The sequence below is a fragment of the Tateyamaria sp. genome (assembly GCF_039945315.1).
GTDB lineage: Bacteria > Pseudomonadota > Alphaproteobacteria > Rhodobacterales > Rhodobacteraceae > Tateyamaria.
On record NZ_JBDUXB010000027.1, the window covers coordinates 163,400 to 179,348 of the forward strand.

Annotated in this window: 18 protein-coding genes; 1 reads left to right on the top strand and 17 read right to left on the bottom strand. The window is 57.3% G+C overall.

Going from position 1 to position 15,949, the window contains the following annotated elements:
* Nucleotides 1–38: 38 nt before the first annotated feature.
* From lpxC to ABJD00_RS08415, 17 genes are all read right to left on the bottom strand, one after another.
* Complete coding sequence (gene lpxC, locus ABJD00_RS08335; RefSeq protein WP_413829661.1) at nt 39–962, bottom strand: UDP-3-O-acyl-N-acetylglucosamine deacetylase; 924 nt, start codon at nt 960–962, stop codon at nt 39–41.
* A 197-nt stretch (nt 963–1,159) separates the two neighbouring features.
* The gene (ftsZ, locus tag ABJD00_RS08340; RefSeq protein ID WP_413829607.1) at nt 1,160–2,791 is read right to left on the bottom strand and encodes a cell division protein FtsZ; all 1,632 of its coding nucleotides are present in this window, start codon (nt 2,789–2,791) and stop codon (nt 1,160–1,162) included.
* Between the two features lie 466 nt (nt 2,792–3,257).
* Nucleotides 3,258–4,592: a cell division protein FtsA gene (gene ftsA / locus ABJD00_RS08345; protein ID WP_413829609.1), complete on the bottom strand. Its 1,335-nt coding sequence runs from the start codon at nt 4,590–4,592 to the stop codon at nt 3,258–3,260.
* Nucleotides 4,593–4,601: 9 nt separating this feature from the next.
* Nucleotides 4,602–5,468 (bottom strand): cell division protein FtsQ/DivIB, encoded by an 867-nt coding sequence (locus tag ABJD00_RS08350; RefSeq protein WP_413829611.1) that lies wholly within the window; start codon nt 5,466–5,468, stop codon nt 4,602–4,604.
* A complete protein-coding gene (locus ABJD00_RS08355; protein WP_413829613.1) occupies nt 5,456–6,382 on the bottom strand; it encodes a D-alanine--D-alanine ligase in 927 nt (308 codons plus the stop codon). The genes ABJD00_RS08350 and ABJD00_RS08355 overlap by 13 nt, the downstream gene beginning before the upstream one ends.
* Nucleotides 6,383–6,470: 88 nt before the next feature.
* The gene (gene murB / locus ABJD00_RS08360) at nt 6,471–7,406 is read right to left on the bottom strand and encodes a UDP-N-acetylmuramate dehydrogenase (RefSeq protein ID WP_413849703.1); all 936 of its coding nucleotides are present in this window, start codon (nt 7,404–7,406) and stop codon (nt 6,471–6,473) included.
* Nucleotides 7,403–7,684, bottom strand: coding sequence for a hypothetical protein (locus tag ABJD00_RS08365; protein WP_413829615.1), 282 nt, complete (start codon nt 7,682–7,684; stop codon nt 7,403–7,405). The genes murB and ABJD00_RS08365 overlap by 4 nt, the downstream gene beginning before the upstream one ends.
* A gap of 45 nt (nt 7,685–7,729) precedes the next feature.
* The gene (locus ABJD00_RS08370; RefSeq protein ID WP_413829617.1) at nt 7,730–7,999 is read right to left on the bottom strand and encodes a hypothetical protein; all 270 of its coding nucleotides are present in this window, start codon (nt 7,997–7,999) and stop codon (nt 7,730–7,732) included.
* Nucleotides 7,996–8,244, bottom strand: coding sequence for a DUF2484 family protein (locus ABJD00_RS08375; RefSeq protein ID WP_413829619.1), 249 nt, complete (start codon nt 8,242–8,244; stop codon nt 7,996–7,998). Before ABJD00_RS08375 ends, ABJD00_RS08370 begins: the two co-directional genes overlap by 4 nt.
* On the bottom strand, nt 8,241–8,504 hold the full coding sequence (locus ABJD00_RS08380) for a DUF2484 family protein (protein ID WP_413829621.1): 264 nt from the start codon (nt 8,502–8,504) through the stop codon (nt 8,241–8,243). The genes ABJD00_RS08375 and ABJD00_RS08380 overlap by 4 nt, the downstream gene beginning before the upstream one ends.
* Before the next feature lie 64 nt (nt 8,505–8,568).
* A complete protein-coding gene (locus ABJD00_RS08385) occupies nt 8,569–8,844 on the bottom strand; it encodes a hypothetical protein (protein WP_413829623.1) in 276 nt (91 codons plus the stop codon).
* The gene (locus tag ABJD00_RS08390; protein ID WP_413829625.1) at nt 8,841–9,161 is read right to left on the bottom strand and encodes a hypothetical protein; all 321 of its coding nucleotides are present in this window, start codon (nt 9,159–9,161) and stop codon (nt 8,841–8,843) included. Before ABJD00_RS08390 ends, ABJD00_RS08385 begins: the two co-directional genes overlap by 4 nt.
* Nucleotides 9,162–9,167: 6 nt before the next feature.
* Nucleotides 9,168–10,574, bottom strand: coding sequence for a UDP-N-acetylmuramate--L-alanine ligase (gene murC, locus ABJD00_RS08395; RefSeq protein WP_413829627.1), 1,407 nt, complete (start codon nt 10,572–10,574; stop codon nt 9,168–9,170).
* On the bottom strand, nt 10,571–11,668 hold the full coding sequence (murG, locus tag ABJD00_RS08400) for an undecaprenyldiphospho-muramoylpentapeptide beta-N-acetylglucosaminyltransferase (RefSeq protein WP_413829629.1): 1,098 nt from the start codon (nt 11,666–11,668) through the stop codon (nt 10,571–10,573). Before murG ends, murC begins: the two co-directional genes overlap by 4 nt.
* Nucleotides 11,669–11,822: 154 nt before the next feature.
* Nucleotides 11,823–12,989, bottom strand: a complete 1,167-nt coding sequence (ftsW, locus tag ABJD00_RS08405; protein WP_413829631.1) for a putative lipid II flippase FtsW — start codon at nt 12,987–12,989, stop codon at nt 11,823–11,825.
* A gap of 427 nt (nt 12,990–13,416) precedes the next feature.
* Nucleotides 13,417–14,175 carry a DUF1214 domain-containing protein gene (locus ABJD00_RS08410; RefSeq protein ID WP_413829665.1) on the bottom strand — a complete coding sequence of 253 codons (759 nt, stop codon included), beginning with the start codon at nt 14,173–14,175 and terminating at the stop codon, nt 13,417–13,419.
* The gene (locus ABJD00_RS08415; protein ID WP_413829633.1) at nt 14,144–15,256 is read right to left on the bottom strand and encodes a DUF1254 domain-containing protein; all 1,113 of its coding nucleotides are present in this window, start codon (nt 15,254–15,256) and stop codon (nt 14,144–14,146) included. The genes ABJD00_RS08410 and ABJD00_RS08415 overlap by 32 nt, the downstream gene beginning before the upstream one ends.
* 105 nt (nt 15,257–15,361) lie before the next feature.
* On the opposite strand from ABJD00_RS08415, the gene ABJD00_RS08420 reads away from it, so the two are divergent.
* Nucleotides 15,362–15,586: a hypothetical protein gene (locus ABJD00_RS08420; RefSeq protein WP_413858277.1), complete on the top strand. Its 225-nt coding sequence runs from the start codon at nt 15,362–15,364 to the stop codon at nt 15,584–15,586.
* The last annotated feature ends 363 nt before the right edge of the window (nt 15,587–15,949 follow it).

Consider the following 15,949-nt stretch of genomic DNA (forward strand, 5'->3'; position numbering starts at 1 on the left):
TTTAAGTGCAAGATTTCACAAGCACGTCGCGAAGGGCGTCAGGCGACTTGCGGGATTTCGTCCCAGACAAGGCCCGCACCGGGCAAAAGCGCTGCCATATCTGCATCGCATGTCACCATACGCACCGCACCGGGCGTTGCGAACAGTTTGCGCAAGAGTTGGTTGGTCAGAGTATGTCCCGCGCGCACGCCGGTATAATGCCCGATCAGAGGTGCACCTGCCAATGCGATGTCACCCAACGCATCAAGCATTTTGTGACGTACGGGTTCATCCCGATGACGCAACCCACCGGGGCTCGCCACGTGATCCCCGTCGAACACAACCGCGTTCACACCCGGCGTTCCGCCAAGGGCCAGACCGCTCGCCTGCATCTTCTCAACATCGCCTTTGCGGCAGAATGTGCGGCTGTCGCTCAACTCGCGCGCAAAACTGCCATTGGACATATTCAGCGTCTTGGATTGTCGGCCAATTGCTGCATCCGCAAAATCAATGTGGAATTCGATCTTCAGAACATCCGAAGTCGCAATGGTCGCGGTCGCTTCGCCTTGCGTGACAGTCACTGGCTTTAACACCTGGAAAGCGCGCACGCGGGCGGGAAGACGGCGCAGGCCGCGATGCATGATGCCACGCACAAACGGCACAGCGGACCCATCGAGGATTGGCACTTCGGGGCCGTCGATCTCAACCAGTGCATTGTGCACACCGCACCCGGCAAGCGCCGCCATGACATGTTCCACAGTTCCCACGCTCACGCCTGCCTCATTCACAAGCGTGGTACACAACGGGGACTGGTGCACAACATCATATCGCGCAGGAATCATCGTATCGCCATTTTCGATGTCCGTACGGCAAAACCAGATTCCGTGCTCAGCCATCGCGGGACGAATCGTCAGGCGTGCAGGCTTGCCGGAATGAAGCCCACGTCCTGTAAATGTGATTGGTCCTTTGACTGTCGCCTGCACTGGGCCCACCCCGTTACACCTTTGTTACGCAATAGACCTATGGGCTGGGGTCCAGACTCACAACTCAATCTTTGCAACGGTCTGAAACATCGTGACACAATGGATGTCACGTCAAGAATCAGGTCGTGCAACACGCTGTTCTCAAACAAAAAAAGGGCTGCCAAATAGCAGCCCTTTCTGTCTTAAGGTAAGATAAATCAGTTCGCTTGACGGCGCAGAAAGGCCGGGATTTCAATCCGTTCCTGATCCGGGTCCACTGCCTCAGCAGGCTTTGGTGCAGGCGCTGGCGCGGCGGCTGCACCTGACTGAACTGGAGGTTGCTGGCGCGCCGGGCGCGCCTCACCACCGGAAGATTCGTGGCTACCAGTCATGCGGTTGATCAGGGAATTGATGCCAAAACGCGGCTTTTCACCTGCTGCGGCTGGTGCCGCTGCGGGCGCTTCTTCAGGGGCCAATGGAGCGCGGTGTGGTGCAGCTTTTTGGGTGGCTGCACGTAGACGGGCAAGCGCCTCTGGTGAAGGTGTCCCCGGAGCCGGCGCCTGTGGAGCGACAAAATTTTCGGGCTCTGGCGTTGGCTCAAACGCCGCTACTTCTGGCTGATAGGCTGGCGGTGGCAGATCGTCATCTGCTGTAGAAGGTGCCTCTTCGGCAAAGATGTCTTCGGCCATATCGGCAGCAGCAGCCTGATTCACATCCAGCTCTTCGAACAGCGAAGGTTCTTCAGCGGCAGCGGCCACCGGGGCGGGCGCTGGTTCAGGCATCGGGATCGGCGCAGACGCTTCTTCGGCTTCGTCCGCCGAGAAGGACGCAGGCAGCGGGGCTGCCATAGAACGGCGCGGAACCGGCAAATCAGTCTGCACGTCGGTTGCGTCGATGCCTGTGGCCACAACGCTCACCCGCATCATGCCCTCCATAGCAGTATCCAGTGTTGAACCGACGATGATGTTGGCATCTGGATCGACTTCTTCGCGGATGCGGTTGGCCGCCTCGTCCAGTTCGAACAAGGTCAGGTCGTGGGCGCCGGTGATATTGATCAGCACGCCTTTTGCACCACGCAAGGAAATCTCGTCCAGCAGCGGGTTGGCGATCGCCTTTTCGGCAGCCTGAATGGCGCGATCTTCGCCCTCAGCTTCACCCGTGCCCATCATGGCCTTGCCCATTTCGTCCATCACGGCGCGAACATCAGCAAAGTCGAGGTTAATCAGGCCTGGACGTACCATCAGGTCGGTCACACCCTTCACACCTTGGTACAGGACGTCATCCGCCAACGAAAACGCTTCAGTGAAGGTTGTCTTTTCGTTGGCAAGGCGGAAAAGGTTCTGGTTGGGAATGATGATCAGCGTATCGACCATCTTTTGCAGGGCCTCGACACCGTCTTCGGCTTGCTTCATCCGCTTGGCGCCTTCGAACTGGAAGGGCTTGGTGACAACACCAACGGTCAACACACCAAGCTCGCGTGCGGCCTGCGCAATGATCGGCGCTGCACCCGTCCCAGTGCCCCCGCCCATGCCTGCAGTGATGAAACACATGTGCGCGCCGGCAAGGTGGTCAACGATCTGCTCGATGCTCTCTTCAGCGGCGGCGGCACCTACTGTTGCCCGGGCCCCTGCCCCCAAACCTTCGGTGACCTTGATGCCCAATTGCACCCGATTGGCGGCGGAAGACTGCTGCAGCGCCTGAGCGTCTGTGTTGGCCACAACGAATTCAACGCCGTCCAGCGACTTTTCGATCATGTTGTTGACCGCATTGCCGCCCGCACCCCCAACGCCAAAGACCGTGATCCGGGGTTTCAGCTCTTCATTGCCGGGCATCGTGAGATTCAGCGTCATGGGTCAATTCCACCTGTATGTTAGCCGCGTTCGCGGGTGTTTTTGTGCCTAAATTTCGCCAATCCTATCGCCGAAGCGCGCGAAGGTCACTTAAAAAACGCAATTTCCCTACAAAATACAGGCGGTGCTTTGCCAGTGCACACGTGATTTGGCAAAAATGGCCAGATGTGGGGGGCTTAGAAGACAAAGCTACCACGCGCACAGGCAAATCACCCATGACGAGGACACTGCGCAATACACGCAATGGTAGTTTCAGAATCTGGGGCTACTGCTCGACAGTGCCGCCGGGCCTCTCGCGGGCCTTGTGGATAAGTGTATGCGAAGCCACACAAAAACCCAAGCGATTCGATGCCTGAAAATCCATTTCTCAAGACGCGCTGCAGTGGCCGTTTCAGTCGCGACAAAGAGGGATTTCCTGTCTCTTCGGCTCAATGGAAACAAATTGATCCAGTGATCTGCCTTTGGCTCACCAGTTCTCGCGGAACCACTTGACCGCGCGGCGCAAGGAGCGCGCCGAATGTCGGTCATGAGGGATGTCAAAATCCCACCATTCGTCCTGTGGATGTGCGGCAAACAACGCTAACCCGACAGCCGAAGCAAACGAAGGCCCGGTCGCTGCTTGAGGTAACCCGTGCACCCGCAAGGGGCGTCCCAGACGCACCTGCTGGCCCAGAATCTTGCTGGCAAGCCCGTCGAGGCCGGGGATCTGGCTGGCCCCACCTGTCAGCACGATCTGTTGACTCGGCAGGTGGTCAAATCCGGCCGCATCCAGACGTTGGCGCACTTCTTCCAGAATCTCTTCGACGCGCGGGCGCATGATGCCGATCAACTCGGCTCGGGACGCAGTGCGCCGGTCATGTTCGTAATCACCGGACTCGCCACCGATCTCGATCATCTCCCGGTCATCCATGCCCGTCGCATGTACACCGCCATAGAAGGTCTTGATCCGTTCCGCATTGGCCGTCGGCACCTGCAATCCCATGGAGATGTCAGAGGTCACGTGATCCCCCCCCATCCTCACAGCATCCGCAAAAATCATGTGTTTCTTGATAAAGATGGAAACGCCTGTGGACCCGCCCCCCATATCAATACAGGCCGCACCAAGCTCTTGCTCATCCTCAACAAGCGACGCAATGCCCGACACATATGCGGATGAGGCAATACCAGCCAATTCCAGATCGCAACGCTTGATACAGTGCGCCAGATGCTGCACGGCTGCCGCATCCACGGTCAGCATGTGCATGTCCACTGCCAGCTCATTACCCAACTGCCCGCGAGGGTCAGATAGGCCAGACCGGTGATCAAGGGCAAAGTTCACAGGTTGCGCGTGGAGTACCTCGCGTCCTTCGCCATAATCGGGCACATCGCAGCGCGCCAGCACTTGGGCAACATCCTGTTCGGACACCATCTGCCCGTCCAACTGCACCTGTGCGTCCAGACCGTAGCTGCGCGGTTCCGCCCCGCCAAAGCATGCGATCACATGATCCACGCGGATCCCGGCCATCTTCTGAGCCGCCTGCAAAGCTGTTCGAATGGCGCGTTCGGTTTCCTGCATCGCGCAAATCTCGCCAAAGCGGACACCGCGCGACCGCGTGGTGGCCGCCCCTATAACGCGGAAACCGGATTGTCCGGCAAGTGAGCCAATCTCGCCCTCTTCGCCCAGCTTGGTCGTGCCGTCAAACCGCAGAACAAGGCAGGCGATTTTCGAGCTGCCGACATCCAGAATGGCCACAACGCCCCGCTGCATCGCAATTTTACGCATGTTCCGCATGCTGCGTTGGTTTTCATAAAGGTCAGTCATTGAGGCTACTCATTGGTTGGAATTCATTTGCCGGATACGCCACCATTCTTCAGTGGCAGTGGCATTCATACGGACGGTGGGTCGGTCCGACAGGCGCAAGTCAACGCGCGCCACATCACGGGCCAGGATTTCATCGACCGCATCCAGCGCAAGGGCGCGTTCAAACGCCCGAACGGCATCTTCTGCGGGTAAAAGAATGCGTTGATCGCGGTCAAGCACCACGTCCCAACGGCGATCCCCAAGCCGGACTAGTCCGCGCAACCGCGCCCCAAGAGGCGCGCCTGCTTCCATCAGGGCCAGTGCTTCGCCCACATGTTTCGGAGCCCCCTCACCTGCAATTACGGGCAGTTCCGGGCGCAACCCGCGGCGGTCGATCAATCCGACCTTGGCACCCGTTCCGTCAACAAGGGTTAACCCTTCGGCCGTGCGCCATATCGCGACGGGCACCCGCGGGGTGATGTCCACTTGCAGCACTCCGCCGGGGCGGATACGCACGGTCGCTTCTTTAACCGGAGGCATCTCAAGGATACGGGCCCGCATGGCATTGGGGTCAAGGTCGAATGAGGAGACAGGGAAATCCAGCGGCACAGCCTGACGGATCGCAGCATCCAGTGCATTGTCGGCCCCATCAATGGCCATGAGGTTCACCATGAATTCGGGGCGCTGTTCAATGCTTGTGCGAGCCTCGGCCACCGTATCACGGATGGCGGCCTGATTGACCGGATCCGACAGGAACCACGTTGCCGTACCCAATGTGATCGCAAAGGGCAGACCAGCGCGCAGTCCGAACCGGAACACTGGCGTAAGCATCAGGCGCTGCATGCGCCATGACCAGCGGGACGGGGCTGGATCAGATCGGCGGTTCACCTGTGACACGACGCATCCTCCACCATCCAAGCACACAGCTCTGGAAACGAGATACCCGCCGCTTGCGCCTGTTCAGGCGTCAGCGACGTCGGGGTCATTCCGGGCTGTGTGTTGGTCTCCAATAGGATAAGACCAGCCGCGCCCTTGCTTTCATCCCAGCGATAATCAGTTCGACTTACGCCCCGGCACCCGAGAGCGTTGTGGGCGCGCACCGCAAAATCGAGGCACATCTCGGTGATCTCTGTCGGCACATCCGCCGGGATCACGTGACGCGATCCACCGGGCTTGTATTTGGCATCATAGTCATACCAACCGTCCGTCAGGATGTCTGTGACGCCCAAGGGGCGCGTGCCCATCACCGTGGTGGTCAACTCACGTCCGGGGGCAAAGGCTTCGACCATCACCTCGTTGGGCATGTCCGCGCTCAACTTTGGCGGTCCGTTGGCGCCGTCAGTGATAAGGTAAACGCCGACGCTGGACCCTTCATTGTTTGGTTTGACCACGTAAGGCGTGGACATCACATGGGTGCGGCGCACCTCATCTGCGGGTGCGATGATGCTGTCCACGACCGGCAAACCGGCGGCGCGATAGACATCCTTTGTACGCTGCTTGTCCATTGCGAGAGCCGAAGACAGAACGCCCGAATGAGAATAAGGGATACCCAACCACTCAAGGAGACCCTGCACGCACCCATCTTCGCCCCACCGCCCATGCAGGCAGTTCAGAACCGCGTCTGGTTTTTCCGACAACAAACCTGAGGCCAGGTCAGGGCCAGCATCGACCTCAACCACCTCGTATGTGTTCAAACTCCGTAGCGCGGCAGCGCAAGACGTCCCACTGGACAGCGACACCTCGCGCTCAGCCGAGGGTCCACCCATCAATACCGCCACTTTCGGAGCCGTCCTGCTCGACTGACCCGCCATGTGCTCTCTTTTCGGGGCCCTTTAGCGAACCCTCGTATATAATGCCGTTGTTTTAATCGTTTTTCCGGCTCATCTGCGCTCTTGAAACCTAACCCGGTTCGCCGATCCGCATGATTTCCCATTCTAGCGTGATACCGCTTGAATCGTAAACCTTTTTTCGCACCTCTTCGCCCAATCCCTCGAGGTCTGCGGCACTGGCGCCGCCGGTGTTAATGAGGAAGTTGGAGTGTTTTTCGCTCATTTGCGCGCCACCGCGTGTTGCGCCGCGCATGCCAGCATCATCAATGACCTTCCAAGCTTTCAGATCATGAACGTCGTCGGCACGCCCTGTTGAGGAAAACCCCGCCGGATTGCGAAAGGTCGATCCCGCACTGCGGTCCTTAGTGGGCTGGGTTGCATCCCGTTTGGCCAGTTGATCCTCCATTCGGGCATTCAGTTCTTCCGGATCACCCAAGGGCGCGCGCAAGGTCACAGAGGTCAACACCGCGCCTGTCGGCAAATCGCTTTGCCGATAGCGAAAATTCATATCCGCCGGAGCCAGGGTCGTGATGGTCCCGTCGCGCAACACGACCTGCGCCGAATAGAAAACATCAGCCGTGTAACTGCCGTAGCACCCGGCGTTCATGCGCACCGCGCCGCCCAGTGTGCCGGGAATTGTACGCAAAAACGTAAGGTCGACGCCCGCGTCCGCTGCACGGCGCGCCACATGGGCATCCAATGCAGCAGCCCCCGCGGTGATCATGTCCCCGTCCACTTTGATCTCGTTAAACCCCCGCCCCAGCCGGACCACCACAGCGCGCAAACCTCCGTCGCGCACGATCAGGTTGCTGCCCACCCCCATCGGGAACACCGGCACTTCCGAATCCAACTGCTTCAGAAAGTCCGACAGGTCTTCGACGTCAGCCGGTTGCAACAGCCAATCCGCAGGGCCACCAACGCGCAGCCACGTGAGGGTCGAAAGGTCTTTGTGTGCAGTCAGACTGCCGCGCACGTCTGGAATACCTGTGCCGTTCATCACGATCATCCGCTCTTTGGAGGCTTTGAGCCTGCGCTTTGCTGGGCTGCACGCCTTTTGGCAACACCTGCTGCGCCAACTATGGTCGCCAAGACAAAAGCAACACTGATCAAAATAAGAGTTGGACCAAGTTCGGCCTGCTCATCCAAGTTGACCACAATTGCGATAGCCAACACCAGCAAAGCCCCCAGAAACACAAAGGCTCCGGTCCAGCCGTAAGAGCGCCCGCAGGCATAACTGAAGTATCCGATGGCCGCTATCAGTACGTATGCGATGTATGAAGACATTGAAACGGGCTTTCGTGGGTGGCGGCACACAGACTTGCCCGAAACTCAGGCCGTCTTGGTTCTGTTTCGGAAAAGCCATGCAAACACAGCGCCGCCGAACAGGCCAGCTGCCAGGGGTGGCGCAATCAGGTAGGCAGCAACCACCATCGCATACCCGTCCCCGGGCAACATGTCTGCCGGTGTCCAGGACACAAATACAATAAGCGCGATCGGCCCAAGAACCAGCGCCACCAGCGTGCGCAGCCTGAACCGGCGGGCCAGCGTAAATCCTGACACAATCCCAACTAGCAGCGTTGCAAGGGCAACCGGCATCATCGCGCAATCCGCCCTTTTATCCAACGGCTGAGGTAAATGATGGGCCAGCGCAGCACGCTCATGCCCGCCGCCAACACCGGAAGACCTACCCACGGACCATGTTGCCATGTGACAAAGCCGAGGATCGGGATGCCAATCGCGATCAGACCATAAGCGTTGGTCCAGTGGTGATCGCGGCTGGGCAACATCGCAATAACGTTGGCGGCCAGCGCCCAAAGACAGGCAAGGATGATCGAAAGGCTCATGAGCGCAACTCCGGCGGAAGTTGTGGGTTTTGACCGCGCGCCTTGGCCCAGAAATAGCGCAATGGGTTACGGAACATAGATACGAACGCGGCCAGCGCCAAAACACCGGCCCACCAGGTCACGGCAACACCAATCCACAAGATCAGCAAAGGGGCCGCAATCAAAAGGGTAACGCCTGGAATGTACTGGTGTCGCATAGGCAACATTGCCACGCCAGTGGCGGCAAACACCCAGGCGATGCAGGCCAGCGCGAGTGTCATCGAAACATATCCCCAAACAGGCGCTTCGAACTCAGGCCATCCATATAGTACCCGATCAGCACAGTCATGCGCAATCCAGTTGGGCGCGGCGTTTGGATTTGGCCAGGTGAGCCGCCCCGATACCCGAAAGTGCCATAACGGACAGATAGACTGTGACTAGTACCAGCGAAAAGTTCGCGGCCATTTTCATCATGTTCGGGTCCAGTCGTGTCGCCTCGACCATCCACTGATACCCAAGAAAATTGGCCGAGACCCAGAACAGCCCAGCGATACGCGTGTTGATCCACGCCACGCCAAAGGCCAGTGACAAGGCAAGTATGCCCAGACAGACAACTATCATGCTCTTTCCCTCCTCAAGTAGAGCCACCCCAGTCGTATTCCGGCAGCAACAGCGCCATAAGCCGCCGTCCACATTAGCATCCAGCCGACAATGATCGCAGCGGCGGGGAACGATACCGCGACCGCCTGCAGTGCTTTCCAGAGGTTCTCGCCCTCCATCAAAGCCCAGATGCCAAAGTAGACATAAGGAGCCACCAGCATCAGCGCGCAGATGCCAACCACGACGATCAAAGTCTTACGCAATCCCCAGATCAACGCCGCCGGAGCCGCCAGAAGCGGCACACCGATCACAGTCAAACTGTAAAAGTTGGCCTCCATGCGCTCTTACGCCGCTCCTTTTTGCAATCGCCCCGGCAACCCGTTGGCCCAAGCGGAAATCGTCCCTGCCCCAAGGCAGACCACCATGTCACCGGGGCGCGCCTGTTCACGCACGAGGCGTTCCAGATCATCCTCGCTCATCACGGAGCGTGCATGGCGGTGGCCGTGCCGGATGAGGCCAGCGACCAGATCGTCTCGACTGGCCCCTTCGATTGGATCCTCTCCCGCGGCAAAGATATCGGTGATCCCCACCACATCCGCATCGTTGAAGCAGGAACAGAAATCCTCAAAATGGTGATGAAGGCGGGTATAGCGGTGCGGCTGGTGCACGGCGATCACGCGTCCCTCCGTAGCTTGGCGGGCCGCCTTCAGCACGGCGGCAATTTCAGTCGGGTGGTGACCATAGTCATCGATAATGGTCACACCCTCAATTTCACCCACACGGGTAAAGCGGCGGTTAACGCCTCCGAAATTGGCCAGAGCGGTCCGTATCTGGTCGCCCTTCATGCCCAAATGGCGCGCCACGGCAATGGCGCTCAGGGCGTTGGACACGTTGTGATCGCCTGGCATCGGCAACGAACAGCCCTCGATCAGCTTATCTTCTGATTGCAGCGCCACATCGAAATGCGCCACGCCATTTTTGTAGGTCAGGTTTACGGCCCGCACGTCGGCTTGCGCGTTAAAGCCATAGGTGATTACCCGGCGATCGGTAATCTTTCCCACCAGCGCCTGAACGTCTGGATCATCCGTGCAGCACACAGCCAACCCGTAGAACGGGATGTTGGACACAAAGTCATAGAAGCCCTGATGTAGCGCCTCTTCGGTCCCCCAATGTTCCATATGTTCAGGATCGATGTTGGTGACGATGGCGATGGTAGCCGGCAACCGATTGAAGGTCCCGTCACTCTCATCTGCCTCAACGACCATCCACTCGCCCTCGCCCTTGCGGGCATTGGAGCCATAGGCGTGGATAATGCCCCCGTTCACGACAGTGGGGTCGAAATCGCCCTCATCCAGCAATGCGGCTACCATCGTTGTGGTGGTGGTTTTGCCATGGGTACCTGCAATCGCAATGTTGGATTTCAGGCGCATCAACTCTCCCAGCATCTCGGCACGGCGCACAATCGGCAAACCACGGGCACGGGCTGCGTCCAGTTCCGCATTGCCCGGCTTGATCGCAGACGAGATCACGACAACCTCGGCCTCATCAATGTTGCTGGCCTTTTGGCCCACAAAGATGTGGGCGCCCAGTTCGGCGAGGCGATCAGTAATCTTGGACGCCTTCAGATCAGAGCCCTGAACGACATAACCGTGGTTTAGCAGAACCTCGGCAATCCCCGACATACCAATCCCACCAATACCGACGAAATGAATGGCGCCCACGTCTCCGGGCAGTTTTGTCGCGGCGTTCATGGTTTCCCTTTCTGTGCGAGGGTTTCTACGAGGTGAACAAGGTTTTCTGTCGCCTCAGGCTTGCCGAATTCTGTGGCAGCCCGTGACATCTGGGAAGCGGCGTCAGGTGTATCAAGAACGGCCGCAATCTGTTCGGCCATCGCCTCAACAGTCAGCTGGCTTTCGGGGATCAGGATTGCCGCACCCACCGCAACCAGTCCGCGCGCATTGGCGGTCTGGTGATCGCCGGTGGCCGCCGCATAAGGAATTAGGATCGACGGGCGCCCAATGACCGAGATATCGGCGACAGAGGACGCACCAGCGCGCGAAATGATCAGCTGCGCTTCGCTCATCCGCCGCGGCACATCGGTGAAAAAGGGCTGCACATCTGCAGTGATCCCATTCTCTTCGTAAAAGGCACGAACACGGTCTTCGTCCTCGCCGCGGGCCTGATGGCTGACACGCAGGTTCTTCAACCGCTCCATCGATAAACTGGCAATCGCGGGCGGGATCACATCCGAAAGGATTCGGGCCCCTTGGGATCCGCCAATAACCAGAATTTCCATCGGATAGTCACCCGGTGGGATATAAGAAGCGGCCTCGCGCTCAAGCACTGCGGCACGGACCGGATTACCCACATGCACGCCCTCCACCCCGTCGGGCAGGTCTGTGGGCCAAGTTCCGCACGCCACTGCATCTACCCGTTTGGTGAGCATGCGATTGACCCGTCCCAAAACCCCGTTTTGTTCATGGATCATGCGTGGCAACCGCAGCAGTGTGGCCGCCGCCATCGCCGGAATGGTCGGATAGCCGCCAAATCCGACCACAACAGCAGGTTTATCCCGCAGCATCTTCACAATTGCGCTGAACACACCCGACGCAATGCGAAAGGGCACTGCCAGCTTGGCGATCAGACCGCCACGGGCAAAGGTCGCAGACGAGATCTGCTCAATCTGTGTGGTGTGTGGAAATCCGCCGGTGTAGCGCGCACCGCGCGCATCCGTGCTCAGTTTAACACGCCAGCCACGCTGCAACATCGCCTCAGCCAAAGCTTGCGCAGGGAACATATGTCCGCCCGTGCCGCCCGCCGCGATGAGGAGCAAAGGTTGGCTCATCCCCGCGCTCCTTTTGCCAACAAATCCGTTTGCCACGCATGCTTCAACACCCGGGCCAACCTACTCATCCAAAGGGCGGGTTTCGCTCCGCCCCCATGAGTAAATGCCGTCGTGGGAAAGACGGGCTTTACGCCGCAGTCATATCGCGCGCGCATCATCGCCACCCCCTCCCCAGCAGGTCTGCAATCTCGCCCTGGGGACGCGTCCGGGTGAAGGCCAGCAACATGCCGACAGCAATGCCAGAGGCAATGACCGACGACCCGCCATAGCTCACAAAGGGCAAAGTCATACCCTTGGCGGGCAACAACCGCACAGCTACACCCATATTGATCATCGCCTGCACGCCGAACATGCAAGCAAGACCGGTTCCGGCAAGACGGATAAACGGATCACGCTCGCGCAGCAGGCGCATCAGCGACCGCACCACGATGCCAGTATAGAGCGCGATGATACACAGCACGAGGATCAGGCCATACTCTTCGGCGGCCACCGCAATGATGAAATCCGTATGCGCATCAGGCAAGGACCACTTCACCTGCCCCTCGCCCACGCCGACACCAAACAACCCACCCTCTTGGATGGCGTTAGTAGCATAACCCAACTGCGTGCGCGGATCGACGTCCGGCAACAGAAATCCATCAATGCGGCGGGCAAAGTGTTCTGAGTTGGAATAGGCGATCGTCCCGAAAAAGACCACGGCACCCGCCATACACACCAAAAGCAGCATCGGCGCCCCAGCGACAAAATACATCACCCCCCAGCCAAACAAGACCAGACAGGCCTGTCCAAAGTCGGGCTGCAAGGCCAGCATCAACACGATGGAAACGCATAAAGCAAAAGACCACAGCTTGCCGGGCGGTCCGTTGATGTCCTGACTTGCGGCCATCATCCACGCCGCAGCAACGACAAAGCCGGGTTTAAGGAACTCTGACGGCTGCACAGAAGCAAAGCCAAGCGAATACCACCGCATTGCGCCCTTGCCAAAGTCTGTGCCGAAAAACGGCAGAAACGCTAACGCCACAAAGGCCACCAAGAACCCAAGCACGGCCAAGCGACGCACCAAAAGCGGGGACATCATCGATGTTATTATCATTGCAATCAGGGCAGCAGCGCCAAAAATCGCCTGCTTGGTGACGTAGTAGAAAGGTGGAAACCCGTTCTTTTCAGCCAAGGGGACCGAGGCGGCCAGCGCCAACAACAACCCGATTGAGAAAAGGATCAGAACACAGCTCAGCGACCATTTGTCGATGGTGCGCCACCATTTTGGAAGTACTGGTTCGCCGTCCCGAACAGGGACCGCGCCAAAGACCATCTCTGTCATGATCTGCCGCCTTGTTGCCTATATCTGCCTCAATGCCCCCGGTTGATCCGAAGTGCATATGCTGAAGCATAGCTGCAAAATTGCTTGCGGGCTAGTCCTTGTTACATTGGCCCACAGGCGATTTGGCGGTTTTACGTAGGTATTTGTGGCTTTTGTGGCCTCTCGCAATTCCAAAGAAGATCTAAGCTCTGGGCCATTTGCCTGAAACTGGTGGTTGTCAGCGAAGTGGACTTTGGCGCGCTCTGTAGCAAACGACCGCTTTAGACCTGAAGCGTTCCAACCAGACACTGATCCTCTTGTTGATAGTCGACCTGACCGACAGGTCCGCCTGACAAACAAAGACGTGCCATGTTTCAAGACTTCTAAACTATTTGGATGCATCAACGCATGGTACGAACGGGACGCGCAAGCGCGCCCCGTTCATTCTTCAAGGAGCTCTGACGAGTTCTACGCGTCTGTTAAGCGCGCGCCCCTCTTCGGTTTTGTTGCTCGCAATAGGAGCAAGGAAGCTAGCGCCAGCGGCAAACAAACGTGCGTTGTCGATCCCGTAAGTGTTGACCAGATCGGCGACAACCGCGTCGGCGCGTTGTTTGGACAGATCAAGATTACTGTCGTAGCCACCGACGTTGTCTGTATGACCAACCACAGCAATTTTGAGATCTGGCAATTGGGCCATCATGTCGGCAATTGCAGCCAGAGTTTCTTCCGAGCCCGGCAGGATTGAAGTGGAGCCGGTATCAAATTGAACACCATACACCGCCACGCGCCCGTCGACAGTTATGCGCAGTGTGATATCTTCAGCGGTTTCGGCATTTGCTGATGCTTCTGAGGACGCGTATTCAACCAGTTCAATGTCTCCCGGACGCCATGTCTGGTCGAACCATGATTCAAGTGGACCATAAAGACGGCAGATTGTGTTCCAGCCTTTACCCGGCACCGTTTGAACCCAATTGCTCTCTTTGCCTTCAGGAGCCTCGGGCGCAAAGTAGATGTCGTACGATCCGTCCTCGTTCTGAACGACGCCTGTGTCGTTGCTGCCAATGGCCGGAAACTGAGCATCTGTTTGAAGCATCGAGCGCGTCTGGTTGTCGTACAATGTAAACGACCAGAAGTCTTTCGCTGGTACGTCTGCAGGTACGTTAACCTTATAGGTCTTACTGCCATCCAGAGGATTGCCATTGGCAATCTACGTAGGTGAAGGCATATTGCGAGCCTTTTCCTACTTTCTTCAAAGCCATCGCAGGTGTGATGCCTGTCGCGTAGAAGTGGAACGCCGCACGGATGTCCTGAATTGACACGCCGTCCAGTTCCCAAGTGTAAGCGCCACCGGGAAATGCTGTTTGCCAGTAGCTTTCACCTGGATACCAATAGAAACGCTCATCTTTTGGTTTGGAGATTATCGTCTTGACCGTAACCGAACCCGCTTTGGCGGCTGCTTCCAGGATGGCTTGCATTCTCTCATCGGGCTCAAATGGCTGACCCTTCACGATACCGATAGCAGCGAGGTGACCAAGCAATTCAGGATTTTCGCCCATCAGAGGTTCGGCCTGAACCACGTCATTGATTTCGTTAAAAATTTCTGCGTCCATCCGGTGGATTGTATTCATCTCCTGCCCTGACGCGTTCACGAAAGTCATTTCAGGCGGATTGTCCTTTTGAGACAGCGGATACATGCGGAACATTTCTTTGGTCTGGCTGACTGCCAAATCGGTTGTTCCGTCTTTTTGATAACCGCGCCATATCACCCAATTCCCAAAGGTGTTCGTTCGCGCGACATGATACCCATCTGGCACTTCACCTTCATAGCCCGGCGGTAGCACAAGAAACTTTCCACCTTGCCCTTCGTCTGGGCCCAGGTTGCCAAAGTCGATCACGTATCTGAACCAGTGATCATTGATAAACCCAAGCACATTCGGTGGTGTCTCGATCACCATCGGTTCGTCACCGAGTTCCAACCAGGAGAACATGTAAACGCTGGTTGTATTGGCTGTCAGGAACAGTGCTTTTGAATCCATCAGCCCTTCAAACAAAACGGCTGTTGTGTTCGCGGGCCCGAATTCAAGAATTCCTTTCCGGATCGCATCCATCGACGCGATTTTGGTGCCGTCAAGAAACGCCTGATAGGCGTGTGTAAAGTCCAGAAGGTTATAAACTTTCTGAGCGGATTCCACGTCTGGCACACCGTCAAAAAAGTTGAGTTCGCCGACCCTCGTCTGGATATTGTCAGGCGTCGTTATCCCTTCCGGGAAAACGGTCGTTATCTCCATTTTTGGCACTTCTTGCGCCTGTCTGACGTCAGCGCTTATGGGTCCAACTAGGGTTATTTGCTAAGAGAGGATTTGTTGCGCATCGTAGCCACCGAGGAGTGGACGATGAGAAAGACAACGAAGAGCCCAGGCGAGAAGATCGTCAAAGATATCAAGCGCGCCACACGTAAGCATTATTCATCTGAAGAGAAGATCCGCATCGATCGGAATCGCAGTGTAAGAGATCAACCGGCGAAACACCTTGGCCCTCTCTTCTTGTCCTATAGGGTCTTCAATGTTCTGACCTATATGAATGATGTTGTGCCTATCCAAACCCCATCGCTGGGCTAAAAGAAGGCCGAGAGCGGGCACTTGCAACCTACTCAGCGCATAAATCTAAATAAATGAGGTGCGCCCTTAACAGAGAAAACGCAATTTTCGCCAGCCACATGAGGCGGTCGAACATAGGCGCGTAAAGGTGCTGTTCTCGCCACATTTTGACGTTAACAGCGTCTCAACTATAATATTGACCGAACGGTCGGCTTATGAAAGGGTCAAAGTTGGAGATCGGCGAAAGCCGAAGTTAGGGAGGAAAATATGAAACTTACAACACTGGCTGGAACGGCCCTACTGACCACGTTGTGTGGTCTGACCGCGGCGCATGCTGATGAGATGGTGATTTCGTCATGGCTGCCACCAAGCCACATCATGAAC

Excerpts from the sequence above, each read along its gene's own strand:
- ftsZ (WP_413829607.1), bottom strand. The coding sequence starts at position 2,791 with ATGACGCTGAATCTCACGATGCCCGGCAATGAAGAGCTGAAACCCCGG.
- ftsA (WP_413829609.1), bottom strand. The coding sequence starts at position 4,592 with ATGACTGACCTTTATGAAAACCAACGCAGCATGCGGAACATGCGTAAA.
- ABJD00_RS08355 (WP_413829613.1), bottom strand. The coding sequence starts at position 6,382 with ATGGCGGGTCAGTCGAGCAGGACGGCTCCGAAAGTGGCGGTATTGATG.
- murB (WP_413849703.1), bottom strand. The coding sequence starts at position 7,406 with ATGATCGTGATGAACGGCACAGGTATTCCAGACGTGCGCGGCAGTCTG.
- ABJD00_RS08365 (WP_413829615.1), bottom strand. The coding sequence starts at position 7,684 with ATGTCTTCATACATCGCATACGTACTGATAGCGGCCATCGGATACTTC.
- ABJD00_RS08370 (WP_413829617.1), bottom strand. The coding sequence starts at position 7,999 with ATGATGCCGGTTGCCCTTGCAACGCTGCTAGTTGGGATTGTGTCAGGA.
- ABJD00_RS08375 (WP_413829619.1), bottom strand. The coding sequence starts at position 8,244 with ATGAGCCTTTCGATCATCCTTGCCTGTCTTTGGGCGCTGGCCGCCAAC.
- ABJD00_RS08380 (WP_413829621.1), bottom strand. The coding sequence starts at position 8,504 with ATGACACTCGCGCTGGCCTGCATCGCCTGGGTGTTTGCCGCCACTGGC.
- ABJD00_RS08385 (WP_413829623.1), bottom strand. The coding sequence starts at position 8,844 with ATGATAGTTGTCTGTCTGGGCATACTTGCCTTGTCACTGGCCTTTGGC.
- ABJD00_RS08390 (WP_413829625.1), bottom strand. The coding sequence starts at position 9,161 with ATGGAGGCCAACTTTTACAGTTTGACTGTGATCGGTGTGCCGCTTCTG.
- murC (WP_413829627.1), bottom strand. The coding sequence starts at position 10,574 with ATGAACGCCGCGACAAAACTGCCCGGAGACGTGGGCGCCATTCATTTC.
- murG (WP_413829629.1), bottom strand. The coding sequence starts at position 11,668 with ATGAGCCAACCTTTGCTCCTCATCGCGGCGGGCGGCACGGGCGGACAT.
- ftsW (WP_413829631.1), bottom strand. The coding sequence starts at position 12,989 with ATGACAGAGATGGTCTTTGGCGCGGTCCCTGTTCGGGACGGCGAACCA.
- ABJD00_RS08415 (WP_413829633.1), bottom strand. The coding sequence starts at position 15,256 with ATGGAGATAACGACCGTTTTCCCGGAAGGGATAACGACGCCTGACAAT.
- ABJD00_RS08420 (WP_413858277.1), top strand. The coding sequence starts at position 15,362 with ATGAGAAAGACAACGAAGAGCCCAGGCGAGAAGATCGTCAAAGATATC.